18 protein-coding genes and 1 tRNA gene are annotated in these 25,037 nt (G+C 68.4%); 16 read left to right on the top strand and 3 right to left on the bottom strand.

Features of this window, described 5'->3' with window-relative positions:
- Positions 1-89: 89 nt before the first annotated feature.
- Together C8J47_RS04585 and C8J47_RS04580 are read left to right on the top strand one after the other, a co-directional pair.
- The gene (locus C8J47_RS04585) at positions 90-1,403 is read left to right on the top strand and encodes a replication-associated recombination protein A (protein WP_121884588.1); all 1,314 of its coding nucleotides are present in this window, start codon (positions 90-92) and stop codon (positions 1,401-1,403) included.
- An 86-nt stretch (positions 1,404-1,489) separates the two neighbouring features.
- Complete coding sequence (locus tag C8J47_RS04580; RefSeq protein ID WP_121884587.1) at positions 1,490-2,410, top strand: hypothetical protein; 921 nt, start codon at positions 1,490-1,492, stop codon at positions 2,408-2,410.
- Here C8J47_RS04580 and C8J47_RS04575 read toward each other — a convergent pair.
- Positions 2,407-3,477 carry an endonuclease/exonuclease/phosphatase family protein gene (locus C8J47_RS04575; RefSeq protein ID WP_147454278.1) on the bottom strand — a complete coding sequence of 357 codons (1,071 nt, stop codon included), beginning with the start codon at positions 3,475-3,477 and terminating at the stop codon, positions 2,407-2,409. The two genes, C8J47_RS04580 and C8J47_RS04575, sit on opposite strands and share 4 nt — an antisense overlap.
- 153 nt (positions 3,478-3,630) lie before the next feature.
- Between C8J47_RS04575 and C8J47_RS04570 the strand changes: the two genes are divergently transcribed.
- The 8 genes from C8J47_RS04570 to C8J47_RS04535 all read left to right on the top strand — a co-directional run bounded on the left by C8J47_RS04570 (position 3,631) and on the right by C8J47_RS04535 (position 10,267).
- On the top strand, positions 3,631-4,404 hold the full coding sequence (locus C8J47_RS04570; protein WP_121884585.1) for a hypothetical protein: 774 nt from the start codon (positions 3,631-3,633) through the stop codon (positions 4,402-4,404).
- A 24-nt stretch (positions 4,405-4,428) separates the two neighbouring features.
- The gene (locus C8J47_RS04565; protein WP_259467347.1) at positions 4,429-5,319 is read left to right on the top strand and encodes a hypothetical protein; all 891 of its coding nucleotides are present in this window, start codon (positions 4,429-4,431) and stop codon (positions 5,317-5,319) included.
- Positions 5,320-5,365: 46 nt separating this feature from the next.
- Positions 5,366-5,441, top strand: a tRNA-Thr gene (locus C8J47_RS04560).
- Positions 5,442-5,800: 359 nt separating this feature from the next.
- Positions 5,801-6,085: a hypothetical protein gene (locus tag C8J47_RS04555; RefSeq protein WP_147454277.1), complete on the top strand. Its 285-nt coding sequence runs from the start codon at positions 5,801-5,803 to the stop codon at positions 6,083-6,085.
- A 140-nt stretch (positions 6,086-6,225) separates the two neighbouring features.
- Positions 6,226-7,113, top strand: a complete 888-nt coding sequence (locus tag C8J47_RS04550) for a LysR family transcriptional regulator (RefSeq protein WP_259467346.1) — start codon at positions 6,226-6,228, stop codon at positions 7,111-7,113.
- A gap of 13 nt (positions 7,114-7,126) precedes the next feature.
- Positions 7,127-8,425, top strand: coding sequence for an MFS transporter (locus C8J47_RS04545; protein ID WP_220683330.1), 1,299 nt, complete (start codon positions 7,127-7,129; stop codon positions 8,423-8,425).
- Positions 8,426-8,544: 119 nt separating this feature from the next.
- Complete coding sequence (locus C8J47_RS04540; protein ID WP_121884581.1) at positions 8,545-8,955, top strand: cupin domain-containing protein; 411 nt, start codon at positions 8,545-8,547, stop codon at positions 8,953-8,955.
- A gap of 88 nt (positions 8,956-9,043) precedes the next feature.
- Positions 9,044-10,267, top strand: coding sequence for a hypothetical protein (locus tag C8J47_RS04535; protein WP_259467345.1), 1,224 nt, complete (start codon positions 9,044-9,046; stop codon positions 10,265-10,267).
- A gap of 63 nt (positions 10,268-10,330) precedes the next feature.
- Here C8J47_RS04535 and pbpC read toward each other — a convergent pair whose 3' ends face one another.
- Positions 10,331-12,436, bottom strand: a complete 2,106-nt coding sequence (gene pbpC, locus C8J47_RS04530) for a penicillin-binding protein 1C (RefSeq protein WP_121884579.1) — start codon at positions 12,434-12,436, stop codon at positions 10,331-10,333.
- Positions 12,433-18,189, bottom strand: coding sequence for an alpha-2-macroglobulin (locus tag C8J47_RS04525; protein ID WP_121884578.1), 5,757 nt, complete (start codon positions 18,187-18,189; stop codon positions 12,433-12,435). The genes pbpC and C8J47_RS04525 overlap by 4 nt, the downstream gene beginning before the upstream one ends.
- Positions 18,190-18,476: 287 nt before the next feature.
- On the opposite strand from C8J47_RS04525, the gene C8J47_RS04520 reads away from it, so the two are divergent.
- The 6 genes from C8J47_RS04520 to C8J47_RS04495 all read left to right on the top strand — a co-directional run bounded on the left by C8J47_RS04520 (position 18,477) and on the right by C8J47_RS04495 (position 25,031).
- A complete protein-coding gene (locus C8J47_RS04520) occupies positions 18,477-19,451 on the top strand; it encodes an alpha/beta hydrolase (protein WP_121884577.1) in 975 nt (324 codons plus the stop codon).
- 94 nt (positions 19,452-19,545) lie between these two features.
- Entirely contained in the window at positions 19,546-22,053 is a 2,508-nt protein-coding gene (locus C8J47_RS04515; RefSeq protein ID WP_259467344.1) for a glycoside hydrolase family 9 protein, read from the top strand.
- Positions 22,053-22,940 (top strand): alpha/beta hydrolase, encoded by an 888-nt coding sequence (locus C8J47_RS04510; protein WP_121884575.1) that lies wholly within the window; start codon positions 22,053-22,055, stop codon positions 22,938-22,940. Before C8J47_RS04515 ends, C8J47_RS04510 begins: the two co-directional genes overlap by 1 nt.
- Before the next feature lie 85 nt (positions 22,941-23,025).
- Positions 23,026-23,904, top strand: coding sequence for a type 1 glutamine amidotransferase (locus tag C8J47_RS04505; RefSeq protein ID WP_121884574.1), 879 nt, complete (start codon positions 23,026-23,028; stop codon positions 23,902-23,904).
- A 14-nt stretch (positions 23,905-23,918) separates the two neighbouring features.
- Complete coding sequence (locus C8J47_RS04500) at positions 23,919-24,227, top strand: hypothetical protein (RefSeq protein WP_121884573.1); 309 nt, start codon at positions 23,919-23,921, stop codon at positions 24,225-24,227.
- A 108-nt stretch (positions 24,228-24,335) separates the two neighbouring features.
- Positions 24,336-25,031 carry an endonuclease/exonuclease/phosphatase family protein gene (locus C8J47_RS04495; protein ID WP_121884572.1) on the top strand — a complete coding sequence of 232 codons (696 nt, stop codon included), beginning with the start codon at positions 24,336-24,338 and terminating at the stop codon, positions 25,029-25,031.
- Positions 25,032-25,037: the final 6 nt, after the last annotated feature.

Genomic DNA, 25,037 nt, shown 5'->3' with positions numbered 1-25,037 from the left:
GCGAAAGACCTGCCGCAGCGATGTCGGCGATGCCGTGCGCCGCGGTATCGCCCGCTGCGCCCCCCTCGATCCGTGGAACCCGAGACCCGATGTCCGACACGCTCTTCAGCGCCAACGCACCGCGACCGCTTGCGGAAATCCTGCGCCCGCGCCGGTTTTCGGACATCATCGGCCAGGAGCATCTCGTCGGGCCCGAGGGCGCGCTCGCGCGGATGATCGCTGCCAAGCGCCTGTCCTCGTTCATCCTCTGGGGCCCGCCTGGGGTCGGCAAGACGACGATCGCGCGGCTGATGGCGGACGAGGTCGGCTACAATTTCATCCAGCTTTCTGCGGTGTCGACCGGTATCGCCGACCTGCGCAAGGCGCTGGCGGAGGCCACGCGGCTGCGCGAATCGGCGTCGAAACCGACCGTCGCGTTCGTCGACGAGCTTCACCGGTTCTCGCGGCCGGTGCAGGACGCGCTGCTCCCCGCGGTCGAGGATGGGACGATCGTGCTGATCGGCGCCACCACCGAGAATCCGAGCTTCAGCCTGGTATCCGCACTGTTGTCGCGCGCGAAGGTCTACACGCTCAACCGGTTTGCCGCCGCCGACCTCCACCGCGTGATCGCGCGGGCGGAAGCGCATTTCGAACGTCCCCTGCCGCTCACCGACGATGCGCGCGACGCGCTGGTGGCGATGGCGGACGGCGACGCGCGCTATCTGCTCGGGCTGTGCGAGGATATCGTCGCGACCGATCATCCATCCGATCTCGATACCATCGCGCTCGCCACCTTGGTGCAGCAACGCGCGCCGCTCTACGACAAGGGGCAGGAAGAGCATTTCAACCTGCTCAGCTGCTTCCACAAGAGCCTGCGCGGTAGCGATCCCGATGCGGCGCTGTACTGGGCGGCGCGGATGATCGCCGGTGGCGAGGACCCGTCGGTGGTGTTCCGCCGGCTGTGCTGCGCGGCGTCGGAGGATGTCGGCATGGCCGATCCGCAGGCGCTGGTCCAGGTGATGACCGCGTGGCAGGCGTTCGAACGCGTCGGCCTGCCCGAGGCGCGGTTGTTCCTGGCGCAGGCGATCAACTATGTCGCGACCGCGCCGAAATCGAACGCCTCGTACCGCGCGTTCGACAAGGCCAGCGCGCTGGCGAAATCGACCGGGTCGATCGCGCCGCCCAAGCGCATCCTCAACGCGCCGACCAAGCTGATGAAGGAGCTCGGCTACCACGATGGGTATCAATACGACCACGATCACCCCGATGCGTTCGCCGGGCAGAGCTTCTTCCCCGACGAACTCGGCGGACATGATCATCCGGTGCTCTACGAACCCAACGAGCGCGGCTTCGAACGCGACGTGAAGAAGCGTCTCGAATTCTGGAACCGCCGCCGCAAACAGGCGCCCGAAGGCAAGGACTGACGTGAGATTGGACAACGGCGCGCGCCGATCTGCGTGGCGATGCGTTGGGGGTGCTCGTCCTGCCATCCCCAAGCCGTGAGATCCTCATGTCCATCATAGACCCCGCGCGCGACTATGCGACGCGCGACGCCAGCATCGTCGTCAACAGCTACACCACCGTGCTCCGCCGCCCCGGGGTTCCGCACGAGGTGTTCGCGACCTATTGGCGCGACGTCCACGGCCCGCTGTGCTCGCGCATCCCGGGGCTCGGCTGGTATGTCCAGACACATTTGAACCGCGAGCAGGACGCGCATCTGTGGCCGGCGATCGACGGCATCGCCCCGTTCGACGACTATGTGTTGGATGGCGGCGTCGAGATCGGCTTCGCCTCCGCCGAGGATCAGGACATTTTCAACGATGCCTGCGCGATCCTGTTCGCGGACGAACAGAACATGTTCGCGGCGACCGTCGCCTATGCGCTGCCGAAGGGGTCACGGACGCTGGTCGACCGCGCGCCGGACCCGATCCCGAACGGCGATGACGGCCTCGACCGCCTCCATGTCCATTTCGGCGCGCGCCACGACGACGCGGCAGGCTTTGGCGCGTACATGACGCAGTTCGCCGAGACGCTGGCGGGCGATCCGGCGGTGCTGAAGGTGCGGCTCCATGTGCCCGAGCGCTACGACAATGCGGACCCCGCCCCGCCCGCGCCCAACGTCGACCACAGCGTGCCGCCCGAACGCGCGCTGGTCGCGATCCTCGACATCGCGTTCGCCACGCCGATGACGCGCCGCGCATTCTACGCGTCCGACGCGTTCCAGCGCGCCACCGCGGAGCAGCAGGCGCATATCGCCTACACCTCGGCGTTCGCGGTGAGCGGGGTCTACACCTATGTCCGCGACGGCGCGCTGACGGTCGCGGGTCTGCGCGGCAGCCGCCCCGCGCAGCTGATCGAACGGCTCGGCGCCGCCAACCAGGTCGCCGACGACGCCCGCCACCTGCTCTTCACAGGCAAACTCAGGGGCTAGGCGCGGGTCGCAGCACCCTTTGCCCGGCGGCTGGCCAGCGTGCTGCCGGGCACCGAACGCCCGACCGAGCCGTCGATCCGATAGCGCACCATCACGCCGATATGATCCGACAGCATCGCATTGTCGGGACCGCGGCCGAACGGCGCGCTGAGCGCGAGCGGCTGGACGGCGGCGGCGGTCGACGGACGATACAGCAGGAAATCCTTCGCGCGCCCGGTCGAGTAGGCGATGTCGGCAGGCTGCGTCACCAGGCAGGTCCGCGACTCCCGGCACTTCAGCGAGCCGCCGGTCAGCGCGGTCGCTCCGCCGAACATGTGCTGCGCGAAATAGGCGCGCCGCGCGATGTCGCGGCCGACGTTGAAGTCGCCTGCCACCAGCATCGTCCCGCCGGGCCGCGCCATCGAACCGATGAACCCGCTGAGCACGTCGATCTGTCGCCGATATGCGTACAGCGCGCGCGGCTCGGACACGCCGGTCGCGCCGTTCGAATTGAGATGCGTGTCGATCACCGTGACCGGCCCCGCGACACCGGGCACCGCGATCAGCGCCGCCATCGCGCCCTTGTTCGCGAGGCAGTCATAGCCCGCACAGACCGGATAGCTGATCCGCCGCACCGCCAGGATCGGATAGTCGGAGAAGATCGCGAGACCACTGCCGACATGCTTGCCGACCCGCTCGCCGCGCAGCATGCTGCCATCCGCGACGAACTGCCGGTCCTGTGCGGTTGCGGGGTCCGCGGTCGCCTCGGCCGGCGCGCCGAACGCGACGTAGCGATAGCCTGCCGCGGCACCGATCGCCTTGGCCTCGGGCACGAACGATTCCTGCAACGCGACGATTCCGGGCTGCCGTCCCTCGGCGCGCATCGTGCGAAGCTGCGCGGCGATCGCCGACAACGCGCTCGATCGGTCCTCCGCGACCGGCCAGGGCACGCCGTGGACGTTGTAGGTCATCACCGACACGCTCGTGCCGGGCGCGGTCATCACGGCGGGGGGCGCTGCAGCGGCCGGCGCAGCGCTTCCGACCAGCGCGGCGATACCGACACCCAAACTCGCGATCCGTACCGACACCGTGCGATCTCCCTGCTCTTGCTTCGACGACGAGACGCCGCCGCGGCATCGGTTCCACATGTCCCGAGTAAAACTTCCGCGATTTTCCGGTGTGCGACACTGCGGATCGATCGCCTCGTCGGCGTCTCCCAAGTAACGCCAAGGGGGAATGTCATGACGGCTCGCGATCGCGCCACGCTCGCCAAGGTTGCCGCCAAGGTGCCGGCGGTGATGACGGCGTTCTGGATCATCAAGATCCTCGCCACCACGCTCGGCGAGACCGCGGGCGACACGGTCAGCATGTCGCTGAACCTCGGCTACCTCACCGCCACAATCGTCTTCGTCGCGATCCTGGTGCTGCTGGTGTGGCGACAGATCGCGGCGGACCGTTATCGCCCCGCGCTCTACTGGGCGACGATCATCGCCTCGACGACCGCGGGCACGACACTCGCCGACTTCGCCACCCGGTCGCTCGGCATCGGCTACCCCGGTGGATCGCTGCTCCTGCTCGGCTGCGTCGTCGCATCGCTGGCGCTGTGGCACAACCGGCTCGGCTCGGTGTCGGTCGAAACGGTCCACGAACCCCGCGCGGAACTGTTCTACTGGCTGACGATCACGTTTTCGCAGACGCTGGGCACCGCGCTCGGCGACTGGACTGCGGATACCGGCGGGCTCGGCTACGGCGGTGCCGCGATCCTGTTCGGCATCGTGCTCGCAGGGGTAACCGCGCTGTATCTGTGGACCGCGGTAGACCGGGTGCTCCTGTTCTGGAGCGCGTTCATCCTCACGCGCCCGCTCGGCGCCGCGGTCGGCGATTTCCTCGACAAGCCGCTCGATCATGGCGGACTCGCGTTCAGCCGACCCGATGCGTCCGCGGTGCTGGTGATCGCGATCGTCGTTCTGGTACTGCTCAAACCCTTGTACCCGTCCGGACGCCGCGCCACCTGAGCCGCGATGCCGAGCCCACCGCCTGTGAATACCGAACCCGGCAAGGCGACGCGGTTCACCCGGTTCACCGCGATCGACTGGTCTGGCGCGCAGGGGCACCGCCACAAAGGTATCGCGGTGGCGACCTGCGGGGTCGGCGACGCTGCGCCGATCCTGGTATCGCCCCCCGACTCGGCGGCCTGGTCGCGCGCGGACGTGCTCGACTGGCTGCTCGATCAGCGCGATTCGCCGATGCTGATCGGGCTCGACCTTTCGCCAGGGTTTCCCTTCGTCGATCAGGGCGGCTATTTTCCCGGCTGGCAGCAAAGCCCCGGCGACGCGCGCGCGCTGTGGAACCTGGTCGAGACGCTGTCGTCGGCCGATCCGCATCTCGCGGTCGACACGGTCCTGCGCGATCCCGACATCCGCCGCCATTTCCGCCAGCACCGCGATTGCGGCGATCTGTTCGCGGGCGGCGCTGGCCGGATGCGCGTGTGCGAGCGGGGCCAGCGCGCGATGGGCTTCGCGCCGACGAGCTGCTTCAACCTGGTCGGCGCGGCGCAGGTCGGCAAGTCGAGCCTGACGGGGATGCGCGTGCTGCACCGGCTGGCGGGCCGAATCCCGGTCTGGCCGTTCGATTTGCTGCCCGATCACGGTCCGGCGATCGTCGAAATCTACACCACCGTCGCCGCGCGCGCCGCCGGCATCCGCAAGGGCCTGAGCAAGATGCGCGATGCCGCCGCGCTCGACATGGCGCTGGCAGGGCTCGGCAGCGACCCGCATACGCCGCTGCCGCGCTACGACGATCACGCCACCGACGCGATCCTGACCGCGGCGTGGCTGCGCGCGAACGCGGATCGCGCGGATCTCTGGGCGCCGGCAGCCATGACGCGCGATATCGCCCGCTCCGAGGGCTGGACCTTCGGCGTTTCTTGAAGCATTGGAGCGCAACGTCGCGGACGCCTTGCCGCTGCGCACGTGGGCCGGTTTAGCTCAGTTGGTAGAGCGCCAGTTTTGTAAACTGGATGTCGCGGGTTCGATTCCTGCAACCGGCACCACTTTTCACCGCCGTTGGACAGACAGTCGAAACTCTTCGGCGGAAATGGCCTCTGTCTCGAGGTCCTGAAGCGGCTCGCCAAAGCGCCCGCCCCGCCTCGTCGAACAAATGGTTCGCCCGTCGAGGACAATATGGTTGCGCCGGAATTTTGCGCGCGTTGACATTACGGCGTGGGTCCACGATGGTATTCGCATGTACGCTCCTGCGACACATAAGCGTTTTCGCGACCACGCTGGCCAACTCGCCGCACGCGGTTAGCCCGAGCTCGCGGCCAATGCCGCTGGAGTTCGGGCTTTATTCGATCTGACCTTTGGGACGCGCGCTGCGCGCCCATGATCTCGAATGTGCGGAAACCGTAAAATGGCAGACAATATCTCGAAATCCGACGATCCTTCTGCGAACGACCATAAGCCGCCGGTTCGCAGCCCGTCGCCCCAGCCTTTTCTGAGAATGCGCCCTAAACACTTCTTCTCGAACAAATTCGACATGGAAATCGTCGAGGACTATTCGAAAGCCGATGCTGCGGGTGCACCGGATGGGAAGCGGAACTGGCTCGGTAGACTTATGGAGCTGAACCTTCTGCTTCTGATCCTTTTGATCGGCGTGCCGGTGCTGGTGTATTGCATCTTGTCCTCGGCGGCCTGACCCGGAACCGGACATCCGCGCCCAACCGGCTCGGCCAGTCACAGGCCGCGCCGCGTACCTGGCCCCTCTGCCCCCGGCGCGTATTGTCTTCGCCGGGGGGACGCTCCACACCGTGAGCCATGCCTTCCAGCCGACCCGACATGGCCGATTTCACCTATTTTCTGGCGATCGCGCGACACCGCAGTTTCAGTCGCGCGGGGCTCGAACTCGGCGTCACCGCTTCGGGCCTGAGCCATGCGCTGAAGGGGCTGGAAGGACGGCTTGGCGTGCGTCTGCTCAACCGCACCAGCCGCAGCGTCACGCTCACCGCGGCCGGGGAGGCGCTGCGCGATGCGGTCGAAGGACCGTTCGCCGAGATCGCTGTGGCCGTGGAAGGCCTCAACCGCTTTCGCGACACGCCGGCCGGGCGGATACGCCTCAACGTCGTCGCCGACGCGGCGACCTTGCTGCTCGGGCCGGTGATGTCGGCGTTCGCCGACCGCTATCCGGACGTCGAGGTCGACATCGTCGCCAGCAACCGGATGATCGATGTGATCGACTCCGGGTTCGACGCGGGCATCCGTCATGGCGGCACGGTGCCGGAGGACATGATCGCGCAGCGGCTGTCCGCCGACCTGCGCTGGGTGGTCGCGGCGGCGCCGTCGTATCTCGCGCGGTTCGGTACGCCGGCGACCCCCGCCGATCTCGTTCGGCATCGCTGCATCGGTGTGCGGTTGGGGGACGATCGCATCTATCGCTGGGAATTCGAGGGACCGGACGGGGAGTTCGCGGTGCCGGTCGCGAGCCGCATCACCGCCGACGATGGCCGCGCCATGCTGGCGATGGCGCTCGGCGGCGCCGGACTAGTCTATGGCATCGCGCCGATCTTCGCGCCCCATGTCGCATCCGGTGCGCTGTCGCTGGTGCTGGAGTCCTGGTCGACGACCGGCCCCGGCTACGAACTGTATTACCCGAGCCGCCGCCATGTGCCGACCGGGCTCCGGGCATTGATCGACTTGATCAAGGAGTTGCAGCCGCTCGGGCGGTGATGCGCAACGGTGAGTGTTGCTCACAGGTCCTTGGAGCGCATCGGGGCTAATCGCCGTCGATGAACAGGCCTATCTCGCCCGAGAAATACGCCGCCGCGTTCCGAGGAGAGCTTCGCTGACCACCGCAACCCTGATCGAAGCCGAGCACGGCCACGCGTCGCAAGCCTCCGCATGGGGCGCGGTGTACGCGATGACGCTCTGCACCTTCGTGCTGGTGGCATCCGAATTCATGCCGGTCAGCCTGCTCAGCCCCATTGCGGCCGATCTCCGGCTCTCCACAGGCCAGACGGGCCAGGCGATCGCGATCTCGGGCCTGTTCGCGATGATCGCCAGCCTGTCGCTCGGCCGGCTCATCAACGGCATCGATCGCCGCCTCGTCCTGCTCGGGCTGACCGCCCTGCTGATCGTGTCTGGCGCCGTGGTGGCCTGCGCGCCGAGCTACGCGATGCTGATGCTCGGACGCGCGGTGCTCGGGATTGCTATCGGCGGCTTCTGGTCGATGTCCGCGGCGATCGCGATGCGGCTGGTGCCGGCGGAGGCGGTGCCCAAGGCGCTCGCCATGCTCAATGGCGGCAACGCGCTCGCCACGGTGATCGGCGCGCCGCTGGGCAGCTTTCTCGGTGGCCTGATCGGCTGGCGCGGCGCTTTCTTCTGCGTGGTGCCGATCGCGATCGCCGCGACCGCGTGGCAGGCTTTGGCGCTGCCGTCGCTACCCGCCGAACGACGCGTCGGGGGCCGCGGCATGGTGGTCCTGTTGCGGCGCAGGACGGTCCTGCTCGGGCTGGCCGGCGCGGTCCTGCTCTTCATGGGCCAGTTTGCGCTCTACACCTATCTTCGTCCGTTCCTCGAACAGGTGACGCGGGTCGGGCTGGGCACGCTTTCGACGCTGCTGCTCGTGGTCGGCGTCGCGGGGTTCATCGGCACGACGCTGATCGGTCGCCTGATCGGCCGCCGGCTTCACCTCCTGCTCGCGGCAATCCCGGCGATCATGGCCCTCGTCGCGGTCGGCCTGGCGATCTTCGGGACGTCGGCCGCCATCGTCGCGGTCCTGCTCGCCGTGTGGGGCTTCGTCGCCACCGCGGCACCGGTCGGATGGTGGACCTGGTTGACCCGCGCCGCCCCCGATCATCCCGAAGCCGGTGGCGGACTGATGGTCGCGGTGGTCCAGTTCGCGATCATGTCCGGGGCGACCATCGGCGGCCTGGCGTATGATGCGGCCGGACCGAGCACGGAGTTTCTCGGCTGCGCGGCGATCCTCAGCGCGGCAGCAGCGGTCGCGCTGTTCTGCGGCACCGACCGCGCCGCCGCCTGACCGCGTCCCGCACCCCCTCGCGCCGGTACGCGCACTATCTCTCACGGCCGACGAACCCGCCGAAGCCAGCAAGGCATTCGGCGATATCCCGTCATGATCACCCACAAAGGAGTCGTTCGATGCACCTCAAGCGCGCAGGATCGCAACCGTCGCAGCCCGGCCCAGCCGAGTATTTCACCGGCAGCGTGCGTATCGACCCGCTGAACGCGCCGCCCGCTCCCGCCCGTCATTCCTGCGCGGCGGTGACGTTCGAGCCCGGCGCGCGGTCGTACTGGCACACCCATCCGCTCGGCCAGACGCTGATCGTCACCGCCGGCTGCGGCTGGACGCAGTGCGAGGGCGAAAAGATCGTCGAAATCCGCGCTGGCGACGTGATCTGGTGTCCTCCAGGCCACAAGCACTGGCATGGTGCGACCCCGACGACGGCAATGACCCACATCGCCGTCCAGGAATCGCTCGACGGCAAGAACGTCGAATGGCTCGAGCCCGTCACGGATGCGCAATATGCCGGCGTTCGGGACGATGCCTGAGACCGTGCCGCGCCGCTCGACCCATCCACCAGGATCGCGAAACGGCTAAAGGTGTGGAACACGGAGGCCCGGCTTGATAGCTTGGGCAATGCCTATGTCTCCCGCCACGCGCATCGCTTCCCTGCTGGTGCTCACGACGCTCGGCGCATCGGTCATGGCCAGGGAAGACCGTCCGGTGCGGAGCGTTCGCTTCGTGGGACCGGTCGAGCGGGTTACCACCGCCGGCCTCCCCAACTTGTCCTCCATTCTCGCCCGGCTGGCAGCGATCGATCCGGCGCATCCGCTGGGCGACGGGAGCACTGCACAGACGCTGAGCCTGTTCGGTCGGGAAGACCTGATCGCGGCGAGCAGCAAGGACTATCAGGCGAAGGCATGCGCGCCGGTCGAGGCCGCAACGGACGTTCTGACCGAGATCGAGCGACGCGCGCGGACGACCTCGATCGTCATCATCACCGAGAGCCACGAACGCACCGACCATCGCGGATTCAGCGCCGCGGTCGCGACGCGGTTGCGGCCGCTCGGGTACGATACGCTGGCACTGGAGACGCTGTCTCCGTCGATGACCGGCACGCCGACGCGAGATCTGCCCGCGTTCGTCCGGCAGCCGGCGCTGCCGTATTTCGAGGACGGCGACGGCCATTATCTCTCTGAGGCGGGGTACGGGCGGCTCGGTCGACGTGCGGAGGCGCTCGGCTATCATCTCCTGGCCTACGAGTTCATCGACGAACATCCGGCGGCGGACGCGACGATGGACCAGCGGATCGCAACGCGCGAGGAAGGACAGGCGCGCAACCTCGCCGCCTACGTCCACGATCATCCCGGTGCCAGGCTGCTGGTCCATGTCGGCTACTCGCATGCCGCGGAGGTGCCACGCGCCGACGGCACCCGGTGGATGGCCGCGCGGCTCAAGGCGACGACCGGAATCGATCCGCTCACCATCTCGCAGACGACGTGTCGCGGCGGTGGCGGCGAGGTGCGGCTGTCCGCGCTGCCGAACGACGAGCCGCCCGGCACGTTCGACCTGGTCGTCGATCACCCTACCGCGCGCTTTGTCCGCGGGCGCCCGCTATGGCGGCAGCGGGCCGGCGACCTGCCGGTCAGCATCCCGCGCGGGCTGTATCCGGCAAGCGGCTGGCGCGTCGTCGAGGCCCGCCCGGTCGGCGAGCCCGCCGCCTCCGTGCCGCTGGATCGGATCGCGATCCGCGCGGGGGATGATGTCGCGCTGATGCTGCCGGCAGGGCGCTATCGGTTGCGAGTGATCGACGTGGGACCGGCGCTAGGATCGCAGACACCCGGCAAACCGGCCCTGTGAACGGCGAACGGCAGGCTCCGCGCTTGATCCCTGCTCGCCAGCCCGTCCGCAAATGCAGCCCGCTCAGCGGATCGTGACGATCACCTGGTCGGCGGCGCGACCGGCTGGGTCGACGAGCCGCAACCGGTGTCGGCCCGGCGGAGCGAAGAACAGCAGTTGTTGCGCGGCGGGGCCGAGGTCGCGGTTGTCGAGGAAGACGTGATGCGCGCGGACGTCGCCGGTGGTCTCGATCGCGAGGCGCTGGCGGTCGGCGGGGATGTCGGGATCGATCGCGTAGACGCTGCCCGAGGCGGGGTTGACGATGCGCGCGCGCCGGGCGGTGGCCGGCGCCGCGGCGATCAGCGACTGGCCGGTGCCGCGGAGGAAATATTCGATGCGGGGCTGCTCGATCGCATCGGCGAATGCGATGCGGCGGTGCTCGACGCCGGCGGGCATGGGCGGCCCGCGTTCGTCGTCGCGTCCGAGCGCGAGCATAACGTCGCGCCACACCGGCGCCGCGCCGCTGGTGCCCGAGACCGCGCGCATCGGATCGCCCTCGACGTTCCCGACCCACACGGCGACCGTATAGCGGCGCGAGAACCCGACGCACCAATTGTCGCGCATGCCTTTCGAGGTGCCCGTCTTTACCGCGGTCCAGAACGGCAGGCGCAGGGCCGAGTCCAAGCCAAAGGTGGCGGCGCGGGCATTGGGGTCCGCCATCATGTCGGCGACGATCCAGGCTGCGGCAGGGGTCGTGACCGGGCGAGGTGCAACGTGGGGCGCGTCGGCGGTGAGGCGCAGCGGCGACCAGCGGCCGCCATTCGCGAGCGACCGATACGCGTCGGCCTGTTCGAGCAGCGTCACCTCGGCCGATCCGAGCGCAAGGCTGAACCCGTAATAATCGCCGTCCTCGACGAGGCCACGATAGCCCGTATCCCATAGCCGGTCGCGGAACGGTTCGACCCCGACCAGCAACAGCGTCCGCACCGCGGGCACGTTGAGCGACCCCGCCAGCGCACTGCGCACCGACACGCGCCCCTTGAACCCGCGATCGTAGTTCTGCGGTACGTACAGCCCCGACGCCGTGTCGAGCTGCACCGGGGAATCGTCGAGCACCGAGGCCGGAGTCAGATATCCGCGCTCGATCGCCTGCGCGTAGAGGAACGGTTTCAGCGTCGACCCGGCCTGGCGATAGGCGTTGGCGGCATCGACCGCCGGCGCGGTCGAGGCGCCGCCGATCCCGCCGACATAGGCGAGGACGTCGCCGCTCGCATTGTCGATCACCACCGCGGAACCGTCGCGCGCGCGCGATCCGCCAAGCCCGAGCAGCTGGCGACGCAGCGCGGCGGCGACCGTGCGCTGGAGCGCGGCGTCGAGCGTGGTGGTGATCCGCAGGCCGGGCTTGGTCAGCAGGCGGTCGGCGAGATGCGGCGCGAGCCCCGGATCGAGCGCCAGCGTCCGCACAGGCCCGAGCATCGACGCGGCCTCGCTCGCGAACCGTGCGCAGTCGCCTGTGCCACCCAGGCGACACGCCCGCGCGGCGATGCGCGGTGCGGGTGCCTGCGGATCGGGCAGCAGTGCGGTCAGCAGCAGCGCGTCGTCGCGCGCCATCGCGGCGGGGGTCTTGCCGAACAGCGACAGCGCCGCCGCACCGATCCCCTGCGCCTCGCCGCGGAACGGTGCGAGGTTGAGATACGCCTCGAGGATCTGGTCCTTGCTCCAGGTCATCTCTAGCGATCGGGCCGCGCGCATCTGGCGGAGCTTGTCGCGCCAATCGCGTGCGCCGGGCATCGCCAGCGTCGGCGACAGGAATGCGGCGACCTGCATCGAGAGCGTGCTAGCCCCCCTGCCCCGCTCGCCCTTCGCGCGCGCGCTAACCGACCCGAGGATCGCCAGCCAATCGACGCCGCCATGGCTGCGGAAGCGGGCGTCCTCCGCCGCGACGACGGTGGTGGGCACGACCGGTGCGATCTGGTCGAGAGGTACCCACGCCAGCCGTCGCGCGGCGAAATTGACGCGCGCGCTGTCGATCAGCACGCCGTGGCGATCGTACAGCCACGCCTCCGACGGCTTCCACGCAGCGCGCACCTGCGCATAGCCCGGCAGCGGCGGCGGGAACGTCGCCCAGTCGAACCCCACCGCGGCGAGGATCAGCACCAGCAATCCGACAAGCGCCGCGCGCTGCTTCATCGATCCGCGACGACCATCGTCTGGTTCGGCACCGCGGCGCGTATTGCGGGGGAATACATCGCCTCGACCCGGCTAGGCGGCATCTGGAACCGGCCGGCGCCATTGAGCCGCAGCGTGTACGTCACGGTGGTGGTCCCCTTGGGCAGCCACGCGAAATAGGCGCGCCACGTATCGCGTCCGCGTTCGACGTAGCTGGGACCGCCGCCCTCCCCTTCTGCCCCGCCGCCCTGCTGGAGCAGTTGCGACTGGCCGCCGAGATCGCCGATCACGGTCGCGCCGGCGGGCACCGGATCGCTGATCGCGACCCAGTTGCGCTCGGCGGTCGCCTCGACCGACAGCGTCACGCGGAGTACGTCGCCCGTCGTCAGCCGCCCGGCGGTGCGGGCCTGCACGACATCGACTTTCCGCGTCAGGCGATAGCCGGCGAACAGCGGTTGCCGAAGCGGTACCGCCGCCGAAATCGACACGGTCGCCCACGGCCCTGCCCCGCCGCCTTGCGCCAAGCGAAGCGGTCCGGCGGCGGCCAGCGGGAACGACACCGTCCGCGCCGGTTCCGCCAGCGGCCAGCCACGCGCAACGCTACGCCCAGCGTAGGACAGCATCGTCGTCCCCGTGACCGCCTGCGCCGGATAGACCTGCGCGAACCGCCGCGCGGCGATCGCACCCCAGGCGTTGGCGGTGGTCGTATCCCAATGCCCGCGCGACTGGCGCAGCGCCGTGCCGACCATCAGCCGCGGCGCGTCGTCCTGCCAACCCGGCCGCCCAAGCACCGCCGCGGTGGCCTTGTTCGCCGCCTCGTCCGCCGACGACATCAGCCACCACGACGCGTTGGCCGAGTCCGACAGATCGAGCCGCGTGCCCTCGAACACGAGGCGCGTGCGCAAAACTGCTTCGGCCTGCGCCTTGGCCTCGGTCGACGCGCCGGGGATCGCCGTCAGCGCGGTGATATAGTCGGCGAGGCTCGCGGTCGGCATTTCCGCGGACGTCATGCCGATCTGGCCAAGCATCGCCGGGGTGGCCTCGCCCTGCCGCGCCAATGCCGCCAGAGCCGCGACCTTGGTCAGGCGGACGTCGCCGTAATCCTCATGCCGCAAGCGCCCGTCGAGCACCGCCTTCATCGCCTCGATCATCCGCGCGCGCTGCACCGGCGGCAGCGACAGGTTCGCCGCGCCCGTCATCGACAGGACATAGGCGGTCAGCGCCTCGGACCCCTGCAGGCTGTCGCCGGGAAAATACCGGAGCAGGCCGTCGGGCGCCTGATAGGTCGGAATCTCGCCCGCCAGCGCCGCCCAGCCCGCCATGTCGCCGAGCACGACGACCCGCGACAGCCGCTGCTCGAAACAGTTGAACGGATAGCGGCTCATATAGTCGCGCACGCCGGCGAGCGAGGGCGCCAGCGTATCGGCAAGGTGGATATCGACGCTGCCACGACCCGGCAACGCGCCCATCGGCGGCGCGATCGGGATCAGCGTATTCTCGCCGACCTTCGCGAGCGTCGCCGCCCAGATCTCGGTCGGGACCGCGGGGATGACGTCCTGCGTCACCGTGACCTGATCGGTCGCACGGCCGTCGGTACTCTTCGCGCGCACCGTCCAGCGCAGCGTATCGACTCCGGACGGCGCGGTGAGGTTCCACGCCACCGGTGCAGCACCGCCCGCGGGAATGGTGACGGTGAGCGGCTTGCCCTGCGCAATTCGCGGGAAGACGTCGACGTTCGCGGTGACCGTCATTGCACGGTCCGATCCGTTCCGCAGCGTGAACCGCGCACCGTAGAAATCGCCCGAACGGACCAGCGGCGGCATCCCGGCATACAACGACAGATCTTGCGCGGTACGGATGTCGGTGCTGCCGGTACCGAACGCCTGCGCGCCGTCGGTGGCAATCGCGACGAGCTTGAACGACGACAGCGCGTCGGACAGCGGCACGGAAACGCGCGCACGCCCTTGCGCATCGAGCGGGACATGGCCCTTCCACAACAGCACCGGCTGGAAATTCTCGCGGTTGAGCCCCGACAGGTCGCCGCCACCACCGCCGCCACCCGCTTCGAGCGCCTTGCGTCCATAATGCCGCTTGCCGACGACCTGCATCTGCGCGGTCGCGGTCAGCACCGACAGCGGACGATCGCCCATCATCGCGTCGAGGATTTTCCAGCTGTCGTTCGGCGCGAGTTGCAGCAACGCCTGGTCAACCGCGGCGAACGCGACATCGGCCTCGCGCGCCGGGCTGCCATCGGGCTTCCGCACCTGGATCGCGACATTGGCCGTCCCCCGCGGCGCGTAACGCTCGCGGTCCGCCTTGACCGCGACGGCGAGCGTGTGGCCCTCCCAGCCGACCTTCACCTTGGCGATGCCGAGGCGGTAGGCGGGCTTGGCGAGATCGACCAGCGCGGTCGGCTCGGCTGCATCCTCCGGCGTATCCGACAGCCCGAGCGTCCGCGCGATCCGGTGGATCCAGCTCCAGAACCCGCTCTCGACGCGGCCGCGCACGACCAGCACCGAGACATAGACGTCGGGCGCATAGGCCGCGTCCATCGGCACCTCGATCACCGGGTCCTTGCCCGACAATTCGGTGACGAAGCTCGACAACACGCCCTCGCGCTCGACACTGACCAAAGCGGTCGCCGAGCGGAACGGCATCCGCACCTGGAACCGTGCGGTCTCGCCCGACGCATAGGTGAGTTTCTCGGGAACGACGTCCATCCGGTCGCCATTGTCGCCGCCGAACCACCAGTCGTCGTTCCCGGCGAGCCACACCGACTTCACCGCCCGCGCGACGTTGCCGTCGGCGTCGGTGGTGGTGACGACCGCGTAGATCTCGCCCGAGACGCCCGGGTCGGCCTTGCACTGCGCAAGCCCCTGCGCGTCGGTGGTGGCGCTGCACGACGCCGACAGCTTGGTCGTCCGCATCCGGTTGTCATAGGCGTAGAACCCGCCGATCAGCCGCCGCCGCGCGGTCAGGATCTGGCGGCTGTAGAGCGCGACCGACAGCTTTTGCCCCTTGATCGGCTTGCCGTCGGTATCGAGCGCGACGAAGCGCAGGCGAAGATCGTCCGCGCGCATCATCCAGCCATCGGTGGCGACGCCGAGTTGCACGCCCGAGGCGTAGATCGGGATCGATTTCGAGGCGGTCAGCGTCTCGCCGTTCGCATCGCGGTAATCCATCTCCACCTGCATATCGGTCGTGCCGGGGAGGGTCTGCGGCATGTCGACCGTCATCCGCCGCGTGCCGTCGCTGCCGAGCGTCGCCGGCAGCATCTGGGTCGGCGGCAACGGCGTCTTCGCATCCTCGCCCTCGCCGTCGAGCGGCTTGACGCCCTCGCTGATCGGTTCGCCGCCGAAGCTGAACTTGTCGTAGCCGACAGGAGTCGCACTATGCGCGAACCAGCCGATGCGGACGTCGACCGGCAGGCCGGGGGCACCGCCGCCCGAGAGATAGCCGGCGAACAGGTCGAGCTGTGCAGTGCGCGGTTTGATCAGTGCGGTCTTCGGCCCGGTGACGCTCGCGCGCATCGTCGGCAGGCGGTATTCGTCGACCTTGAACGACTGCGCGGATTCGGTGGTGGTGTCGCCGACGACGAAGACGAGGTCGTAATCGCCCATCGGCGCGCCCTTGGGGGCGGTCCAGACCGTCTCGCCGGTGCCGTTCGCGCCGATCGTCACGGGCATCTCGAACTGTGTATCCGAACCGCGATGCGACAGCCGCAGCGTGCCGGTAAAGCCGGGTGCGAGGCTGAAACCACGTGCATCCGGGCGGCGCAGGATGTGCTTCATGTGGATCGTCTCGCCCTGGCGGACCAGCGCGCGATCGAACACGGTGTGGATGATGTCGGTCGCCGCCGAATAGCCATAGGACAGGTCGAAATCGAACGGCCGGATGCCCTCGCCCCAGTCGGTCAGCGTGAAGCTGAAATCGTCGCCGGTACGCGCCGAGATCATCAGTGGATGTGGCGAACCCTCGCCCTTGCAACTGCCATAGGTCTCGGGTTCGGGAAGGCCGCGCGCGACCATCAGTCCGCCGCTCCTGTCGGTCGCGCCGCGCGCGAGCGGCTTCCCCGTGCAACTGTCGCTGACTTGCACCACCGCGTTCGCGACCGGCTTGCCGGTCGACAGCCGCGTGACCCAGGCGAGCGAGCGATCGCGCCCCCATTCGAAATGCACGGCCAGATCGGTGACCAGCGCGGCGCTCGCGACATAGCGCGGCACGTCGCGACCGAGCAGCGCACGCCCCAGCGTCGGGCTGGCGAGTTCGACGACGTAGAAACCGGGCTTGCCGAGCGGCAGGCCGACGACCTCGAAGTCCTTGCCCTTGCCCGGCAGATCGAGCTTGAACGGATCGCCCGCGCCCCCGCCTGCCCCACCGCCACCACTCCCGAACAGCAGCGGCTTCTCGCCGGTATGGTTGATCTGGAGTGGCTCGGCACCCTTGCGCTCGATCGTCTGATAGTCGGTCTTGCCCGCCTCCTCGACGCGCCGCAGCCACGCGGCGATCTCGCCGTCGGTGCCGCCCACGCGCAGCCGCTGGCCGCCGATCCCCGCGGTCTGGCCTTGCAGCGAGGGCTCGACGTTGCGCACGGTGACGGGCAGCACGCCGCCCTGTTTGGCTTCAAGGATGCCGAAGTCCGCCGCGAACTTGACGAGCGGCGGGGCCTCGTCGAACTTCACCTCGAGCGGAAAGCGTTCGCGGTTGGCGAGTATCCGGCCGCTTTCGTCCTTGAGGTCGGCGGGAATCGACACGTTGCCGCGCGTCGCGACCGGCAAGGGTGCGGCGAACGTGACCTGCTCGATCGTCGCGCGGGTCTTCTCCTCGTCGCTGAACACGGGCGCGATCGACTTGCCGTCGGCGAGCGTCAGCCCGACCTGCGTCGCCGCGCTCATCGGGACCGGCGCGGAGAATCGCAGATACGCCTTCTCGACCGGGCTGCATCCCGCCGCGGTGTTGACCCGCGAGCATTCGAACCGCGCGGTGAACGGTTTGCGGACGGTGAAGTCGAACCGCTGGTCGGCACCGGCGAGCTTGCCCCCGGCGCTGGCGATATTCGCGCCCCACACCAGCGCCATGTCGCGGCCCGGTGGCAGGGGCCGGCGGCATTTCAGCGCGGTAATGCCGGCCAGCGCGCGCTGGCGGGATGCGGCATCGGCGGGGACCGTCTTGGGCAGCCCGGCGCTTTCGAGGAAATTGGTCACCGAGTAGTTGTTTCCCAACCCGGCAAGCAGCTTGCCCGGCAAATCGGGCGCGAGCACGTCGACCGCGATCTTCTCGCCGATCCCGTCGACCGCGCAATAGGCGTTGGCAGCGATCGACTCACGGGTCGCGAGCATGTTCGCGGCGACCAGGAACACCTGGTCCTCCTCGATATCGCCCTCGCCGGGCAGCACCGCGCGGGCGATCGGACCGCCGGCATCGACGGCGAAGCTCTCCGCATCGACGCCGTAGCCCGCCGCGCTCTTGAGCCCCTCTCGCGTCGCGAGCGTGCAGCGCGTACCGCCGGGCAGGCCTTGCGCGAAGTCCCAGACATAGGTCTGCGGATCGACCCAGCGCCCTTCGCCCGGCACCGCGCACTCGACCTTCAGCGGCGAGGTGGCGCGCGGATCGCCGAGCGGGACGATCGCGTCGCTGAACCGCACGGTGAAACGCGTGATCGCGCCGTCCGAGATGTTGGGCGTGGCAAGCGTGACGTGCGGCGTATCGCCCCCGAACGCGGCAACCGGCGCAACGACGATCGCTAGCGCCGCCCACAGTCTAGCAAATCGCATCCCCGCTCTCCCCGCCGCCAGAATAGGGATCCGGGAGCGCTAGTCCAGACCGTTCCCGTCGAGATTGGAATACGGCGCCACGCTGCACCCGCGAATAGCCCGTTCGACAGGGGCGTGGATGGCCATGATGGCATTGAATACACGCGGAAGTCTTTGGCGGGCATCGCCGTCTTTCCGATAACTCAGTATGTTCGACGGCAACGCGCGGGATCGAAAGTATAAATTGCGCAATGGTAGCGCTCTCTTTATCGTGACGACCAATAACGATAAAACAGGGGAGAGCGATCATGGTACACGTGATGAGCAACAACGCGTCCGGCGGGGGCGTGCGCCGTCGCCGTTCGGGATTCGGGCTGGCGCGACTCGGTTTCGCCGCAGCGATGATCCTGGCGACTCCGGTCCAGGCGCAGTCCGACCAGATGACCCCGATCGCGATTCCCGCGCAGACCGATGCGATCGTCCTCGGCACCGGCAAGCTGCCCGGCGCGACCGCTCCCGAAGTCTGGCACAGCCAATATGGCAGCGTGTTCGCGCGCAACGTCACGATCGCCACACTGACCCCGTTCCTCCCCGATCCGGCCAAGGCGACCGGCACCGCGGTGATCGTCGCACCGGGCGGCGGCTTCAAGACGCTGTCGATGGAAAACGAGGGTTATGACGTCGCGCGCGCGCTGGCCGCGAAGGGTGTCGCCGCGTTCGTGCTCAAATACCGGCTTAACCCGACGCCCGAGGCGATGCCCGCGTTCGAAAAGTCGATGACCGCGATGTTCTCGTCGATCGCGCGGGCGCCGCGTCCGAAGCCCGATGCGATGATGGCGGGGCTCGCACCGCAGATCGCCGACGCGCGCGCCGCCTTCGCGCTTGTCCGCAAACGATCCGGCGAATGGCACGTCGATCCGACTCGCATCGGCATGGTCGGGTTCTCCGCCGGCGCGATGCTGACGATGGCGACCACCGTGGCGGGCGGCGACGCGAAGCCCGCATTCATCGGCAACATCTACGGGCCGCTCGCGGCGATGACGGTGCCAGCCGGCGCCCCGCCGCTGTTCGTCGCGCTCGCCGCGGACGATCCGTTCTTCGGCAATAGCGGGTTCGGGCTGATCGAAAGCTGGCACGCGGCCAAGCGCCCGGTCGAGTTCCACCTGTTCGAGCAAGGCGGCCACGGCTTCGGCATGTACCCCAAGACCACCACGAGCACCGGCTGGTTCGACGAGTTCACCCGCTGGATGGCGATGCACGACCTGCTCAAGCCCGCGAAGTAACCCCACCAAGACCTTGACTACCCGGCGGCCCCGCGAGCGCTCGATAGAAGCGCCGCCGCCGGACGAAACTGCAGACATCATCAGGGAGAGGCCTGTGCCAAGATCGGCGTTTATCGCTTTGCTCGCATCCGTCGGTGCGTGCGTCGTTCCAGCATTTTCCGGAGGCGCCGGAACGGCCGCCGCCCAATCGCTCACCGCGACGCCGGCCGGGACGCTGGAAACGCAGGGGCTGTCGGTGATCATCGACCAGAACCAGTTCAGCCCGATCTTCTTCGACGAGAAGAATGCCGGGATCCAGATCGTCCTGCACGGCAATCGCCTCGCGACCGACGGTGCCGTGCGGCTCGATCCCACCCCCGAACAATGGGCGCGCGTGCCCGCGTTCGTCAGCCGTACCGAGGGCAGCGAACCCAACCAGATCGTCGTCCGTTCGACCTACAAGGACGTGAACCTCGCTTATGCGGTGAAGGTGACGGCGGAGGGCGACGGCTTCCGGATCGCGGTCGATCTCGACCAGCCGCTACCCGCCAGCCTCGCGGGCAAGGCGGGCTTCAACCTCGATTTCCTGCCGACCGCCTATTTCGGCAAGACCTATCTGATGGACGCCGCGCCGGGCCTGTTCCCGCGTCATCCGACCGGACCGATGGCGAAGGACGGCTCGGGCGATCCACTGCCGATCGCGACTGGCGGCAAGTCGGTCACGCTGTCGCCCGAGGATCCGCTGACCCGCGTGACGATCACGTCGGATCAGGGGCCGCTGTCGCTCTACGACGCGCGCAATCGTGCACAGAACGGCTGGTTCGTCGTCCGCTCGATGATCGCCGCGGGGGCGAAGGAGAATGCGGTCGTCTGGCACGTCCGGCCCAACATCGTGAAGAACTGGGTGCGCGAGCCGGTCGTGTCGTTCAACCAGGCGGGTTATACGCCGAACCGGCCCAAGATCGCGCTGATCGAGCTCGATCCCAAGTTCAGGGCGCCCGCCGACGCTGCGCTCGTCAGGCTTACCGCGGATGGCGGCCAACAGACCGTGCTGCGCGCCCGGACGCAATCGCGCGGCCGTTGGACGCGCTACGATTACGCGGCGTTCGATTTCTCGACGGTGCGCGAACCCGGCATCTACGCGATCTCTTACGCGGGCAAGACGACCAACCCGTTCCGGATCGCCGCCGACGCGTATGACCGGATCTGGCAGACCTCGCTCGACACCTTCATCGCCGAACAGATGGATCATGTCGGGATCAGGGAGCAGTACCGCGTGTGGTCGGCGCCGTCGCATCTCGACGATGCGCGCCAGGCGCCGCCGAACATAACCCATTTCGACGGCTACAAGATGGGCGCGAACCTCGACTCGCCGTTCAAGGCGGGCGAGCACATCCCAGGCCTTGCGGTCGGCGGTTTCCAGGATGCCGGCGATTACGACATCCAGACTCCCGAGAACGCCTCGGTGGTGCGCGATCTGGTATGGGCGCGCGAGCTGTTCGGGCTCGACTGGGACGAGACCAGCGTCGACGAGGCCGCGCGAGCGGTCGAGATCCGCAAGCCGGACGGGGTCGAGGACGCGGTCCAGCAGATCCGCCACGGCACGCTCCAGCTGCTCGCGCAGTACAAGGTGTTCGGCCACGCGATCGTCGGCATCGTCGACCCGGCGCTGCGCCAATACGCGCATCTCGGCGAAGCGGGATCGCAGACCGATGGCCTGCTCTACGACGCCGCGCTGAAGCCGGCCGAACGCAAGGGCGGCACGTCGGGCGCTCCCGATGATCGCTGGGCGTTCACCACCGACCTGCCCGCCAACAATTTGCTCGTCGCCGCCGCGCTCGCCGCCTCGTCGCGCGCACTGGCAGCCAGCGATCCGGCGATGGCGAAGGACACGCTGACCGCGGCGACGGCGATGTGGGCGAAACAGCAGCGCGGCATCGTCAAGTCGGGCGACGGTCGCGATGACTCCTCGTCGCCGCGCTCGGCCGAGGCGGCTAACGTCGCCGCGACGATCGAACTGCTGATCACCAGCAAGGGCGACAAGGCCTATGCCGATCGCCTGCGCCAGTTGTTGCCCGTGATCCGCCAGAATTTCGGCTGGATCGGCGGCGTCGCGGTGCGGGCGATCCCGTTCATGGATGCGGACTATCGCGCGCAGCTCGCGCCGCTGGTCCAGCAGTTCAAGGCGAAGGCCGATGGCGACCGGGCACGCAATCCATTCGGGGTGCCGATCAGCGACGGCTCCTGGGCCGGATCAAACCAGGTCGTCAGCTTCGGCACCTCGATGTACCTGATGCACAAGGCGTTCCCCGAGCTGATCGGCACGGGCTACACGCTCGACGCGCTCGATTATGTGCTCGGGCGGCACCCCGCCAACAACCTGTCGCTGGTGTCGACCGTCGGCACCGACTCGAAACTGATCGGCTATGGTCACAACCGCGCCGACTACAGCTTCATCCCGGGCGGGATGGTGCCGGGCGTGCTGATCGTCAAACCCGACTTTCCCGAATTGAAGACCGACTGGCCGTTCCTGTGGTTCGAGAACGAATACACCGTCAGCACGACCTCGGCCTATATCCTCGCCGCGCGCGCGGCGATGGCGGCCGCGGCGGAAGCCAAGTGATGCGCGCCGTCTGGACGATCGCGGCGCTGATCATGGCGGGACCGGCGGCGGCACAGGATCCCGCGCCGGTACCGGCCCCGACCTATCGGTCGATCCCGCTCTGGCCGAACGGCGCGCCCGGTTCGACGGGACGCCGCAAGGAGGCCGAGGTCGGCCGCGATTACTGGGTGCGCAACATCCACGATCCGTCGCTGATCGCCTTCCCCGCCGCGCCCGCGCACCGCAACGGCGCGGCGATCGTCGTCATTCCCGGCGGCGGCCACAAGCTGCTGGTCTGGACCAACGAGGGGACGAAGGTCGCCACCGCGCTCAACCGCATGGGGGTGACCGCGTTCGTGCTGAAGTACCGGTTGGCGAACGAACCGGGCTCTCACTATTCGGTCGAGGGCGACGCCGCCGACGATGCGCGGCGCGCCGTGCGCTGGGTCCGAGCGCACGGCGCCGACTACGGAATCGATCCGCACCGCGTCGGCGCAATGGGCTTCTCGGCGGGCGGTGAACTCGTATCGCTGATCGCCAACAACCCCGAGCCACCTGCCCGGCCCGTGGTCGACGCGATCGACCGCCAGTCCGCGCGCCCCGATTTCCAGGTCCTGGTATTCCCCGGACCGCGTGGCATTCCGGCAAAGGCGATCAGCACCGCGCCACCGGCCTTCCTGATCGCCGGCAGTCGCGACGCCTGTTGTGCCGCACCGCCGGTCGCGCTCTACGAACAATTGCGCAAGGCGGGCGTCTCGGCCGAGCTGCACATGTATGCGGACAGCGACCACGCGTTCAATCTCGACGAGTCCGACCGTATCTCGATCCTGCACTGGCCCGACCGGCTGAACGACTGGCTCGCCGACAGCGGCTGGCTGTCCGCCAAACCTGCCACACCGCGGAAGTAGCGCAATAATTGTTCGCGGGCGCGCGGACCAAACGCCGGGCCATGCGTTGGGGGATGTCTGATCGATACTGGACGAAGGACGCAGCGTGCCGCACTTTCTCGTCGCCGAGAGCGAAACCGCCGACGAGCGTGACGCGCGGCGTCAGCATACCGGCAAGAGTTCGGGCGAAAGCTACGCCGCCACGCTCGAACAGCTTCGTCCCGATGCCAGGATCACGATCGTCGCTCCTGCGGACGACGATGCGGAGGTCTATGACGCCACCGAGATCGCGGCATTCGATGCGGTGTTCGTCACCGGTTCACCGCTCCACGTCTACGACGACACTCCCGAAGTCCGCCGCCAGCTGAGCTTCATGCGCAACGTCTTCGCATCGCGCACCCCGTCGTTCGGATCGTGCGCCGGCCTGCAACTCGCGGTGGCCGCAGCGGGCGGCACGGTGCGGAAGATGCCCGGCAAGCTCGAGGCCGGGCTCGCGCGCCGGATCACGCCGACCGACGCGGGGCGCAGCCATCCGCTGCTCGCGGGCCGGGCACCCAGCTGGGATGCGCCCGCGATCCACGGCGACGAGGTCGAGCACCTACCCGACGATGCCACCCTGCTCGCCAGCAACGCCGTCACGACCATCCAGGCGGCCGAAATCCGCCATGACGGCGGAATCTTCTGGGGTGTGCAATACCACCCCGAACTGGCGCCCGGCGAGATCGCGGTGGCGCTACGCCGACAGTCCGACGACCTGATCGAGGCGGGTCTCGCCGACACACGCGACGACGTCGAGCACCGCGCGGCACAGCTGGATGCTCTTCACGACGATCCCGGTCGGCGATCGATCCTGTGGGCGCTCGGTGTCGACAGCGAGTTCGCGCAGGAGGCAAGTCGGCGGATCGAGCTAACCAACTTCCTCGATCATTTCGTTGCCGCGACGAGCGCCGATCGTTCGAATCACCCCACCCCCCTTCCCGCCTAACCCAAGGAGTTCCCATGCCCACGACCCTCAAAGCCAAGTTCGACACCCGCCGCGAAGCCGAGATGACCGTCGAACGTCTCGTCCAGGAGCAGCATATCGAGCGGACCGATATCTTCATCACCACCGACGGCCCGGCCAACAGTGCCGGCAGCGAGACGGCGGGCGCGGACACCGAAGGCCAGGACCCTTCGCCCGCATCGCGCGACGACGCGGCGCTGGAGGACAAGATCGTCGTCTCGGTCGACATCGCGGACGAGGCCAAGGCCGCCAAGGTGAAGGCCGCGTTCGCCGAGTTCGACGCGAGCGACGTCGCGCAAGGCTGAATGCGCACGCCGACGCGGGTCGATCCCGCGTCGGCGCTCGATCGCTTTGTCGTTTCGCAGGCATGATGCCGCAACCCATTTCCCGGCCGCCGCGTTAAGCCCCCACGCATGATCAAGGTCGCCAGCTACAATATCCACAAGGGCATCGGGCTCGACCGTCGGCGCAATCCCGAGCGCGTGGTCGAGGTGTTGCGTGAAATCGATGCCGACGTGATCGCGCTGCAGGAGGCGGATCGACGCTTCGGCGCCAAGGCCTGCGTCCTACCGCACCATCTTCTCGACGAACATAGCGACTGGAAACCGGTCGATTTTGGCCTCCGCGCGCTCAGCATGGGCTGGCACGGCAATGTCATTCTCGTCCGCAAATCGGCGCGCATTGTCGCGAGCGAACCGCTGCATCTGCCCGCGCTCGAACCACGCGGCGCGGTGATGGCGGACATCGAACTCGCCGGCGCGACGCTACGCGTACTCGGCATGCACCTCGATCTGTCGGGGCTCTGGCGCCGCAAGCAGGCCGCCGCGATCATGAATCATGTCGACGCCTGCGCGCACCGTCATCCCACCGTGATGATGGGCGATCTCAACGAATGGAGTGCAGGCGCCGGGTGCCTGCGCGATTTCGGGCGCGACTATGCGTTTGCCGAAACCGGCGCGAGTTTCCATTCCAGGCGGGCGATCGCACGGCTCGACCGGATCATGGTCTCGCGCGACTTGCACGTCGCCGAGTGCGGCGTGCATGCAAGCCCGGCGGCGCGCAAGGCATCGGATCATCTGCCGATCTGGGCTATTCTGCAGCCGACATAAGCGCGG

This window comes from Sphingomonas sp. PP-F2F-G114-C0414 (assembly GCF_003688595.1).
Lineage (GTDB): Bacteria > Pseudomonadota > Alphaproteobacteria > Sphingomonadales > Sphingomonadaceae > Sphingomonas.
Note: the sequence above shows the minus strand (reverse complement) of the source record. Positions and strands in the feature narration are given on the sequence as shown.

Excerpts from the sequence above, each read along its gene's own strand:
- C8J47_RS04500 (WP_121884573.1), top strand. The coding sequence starts at position 23,919 with ATGCCCACGACCCTCAAAGCCAAGTTCGACACCCGCCGCGAAGCCGAG.
- C8J47_RS04540 (WP_121884581.1), top strand. The coding sequence starts at position 8,545 with ATGCACCTCAAGCGCGCAGGATCGCAACCGTCGCAGCCCGGCCCAGCC.
- C8J47_RS04520 (WP_121884577.1), top strand. The coding sequence starts at position 18,477 with ATGGTACACGTGATGAGCAACAACGCGTCCGGCGGGGGCGTGCGCCGT.
- C8J47_RS04580 (WP_121884587.1), top strand. The coding sequence starts at position 1,490 with ATGTCCATCATAGACCCCGCGCGCGACTATGCGACGCGCGACGCCAGC.
- pbpC (WP_121884579.1), bottom strand. The coding sequence starts at position 12,436 with ATGAAGCAGCGCGCGGCGCTTGTCGGATTGCTGGTGCTGATCCTCGCC.
- C8J47_RS04585 (WP_121884588.1), top strand. The coding sequence starts at position 90 with ATGTCCGACACGCTCTTCAGCGCCAACGCACCGCGACCGCTTGCGGAA.
- C8J47_RS04555 (WP_147454277.1), top strand. The coding sequence starts at position 5,801 with ATGGCAGACAATATCTCGAAATCCGACGATCCTTCTGCGAACGACCAT.
- C8J47_RS04570 (WP_121884585.1), top strand. The coding sequence starts at position 3,631 with ATGACGGCTCGCGATCGCGCCACGCTCGCCAAGGTTGCCGCCAAGGTG.
- C8J47_RS04495 (WP_121884572.1), top strand. The coding sequence starts at position 24,336 with ATGATCAAGGTCGCCAGCTACAATATCCACAAGGGCATCGGGCTCGAC.
- C8J47_RS04550 (WP_259467346.1), top strand. The coding sequence starts at position 6,226 with ATGGCCGATTTCACCTATTTTCTGGCGATCGCGCGACACCGCAGTTTC.
- C8J47_RS04535 (WP_259467345.1), top strand. The coding sequence starts at position 9,044 with ATGCCTATGTCTCCCGCCACGCGCATCGCTTCCCTGCTGGTGCTCACG.
- C8J47_RS04510 (WP_121884575.1), top strand. The coding sequence starts at position 22,053 with ATGCGCGCCGTCTGGACGATCGCGGCGCTGATCATGGCGGGACCGGCG.
- C8J47_RS04525 (WP_121884578.1), bottom strand. The coding sequence starts at position 18,189 with ATGCGATTTGCTAGACTGTGGGCGGCGCTAGCGATCGTCGTTGCGCCG.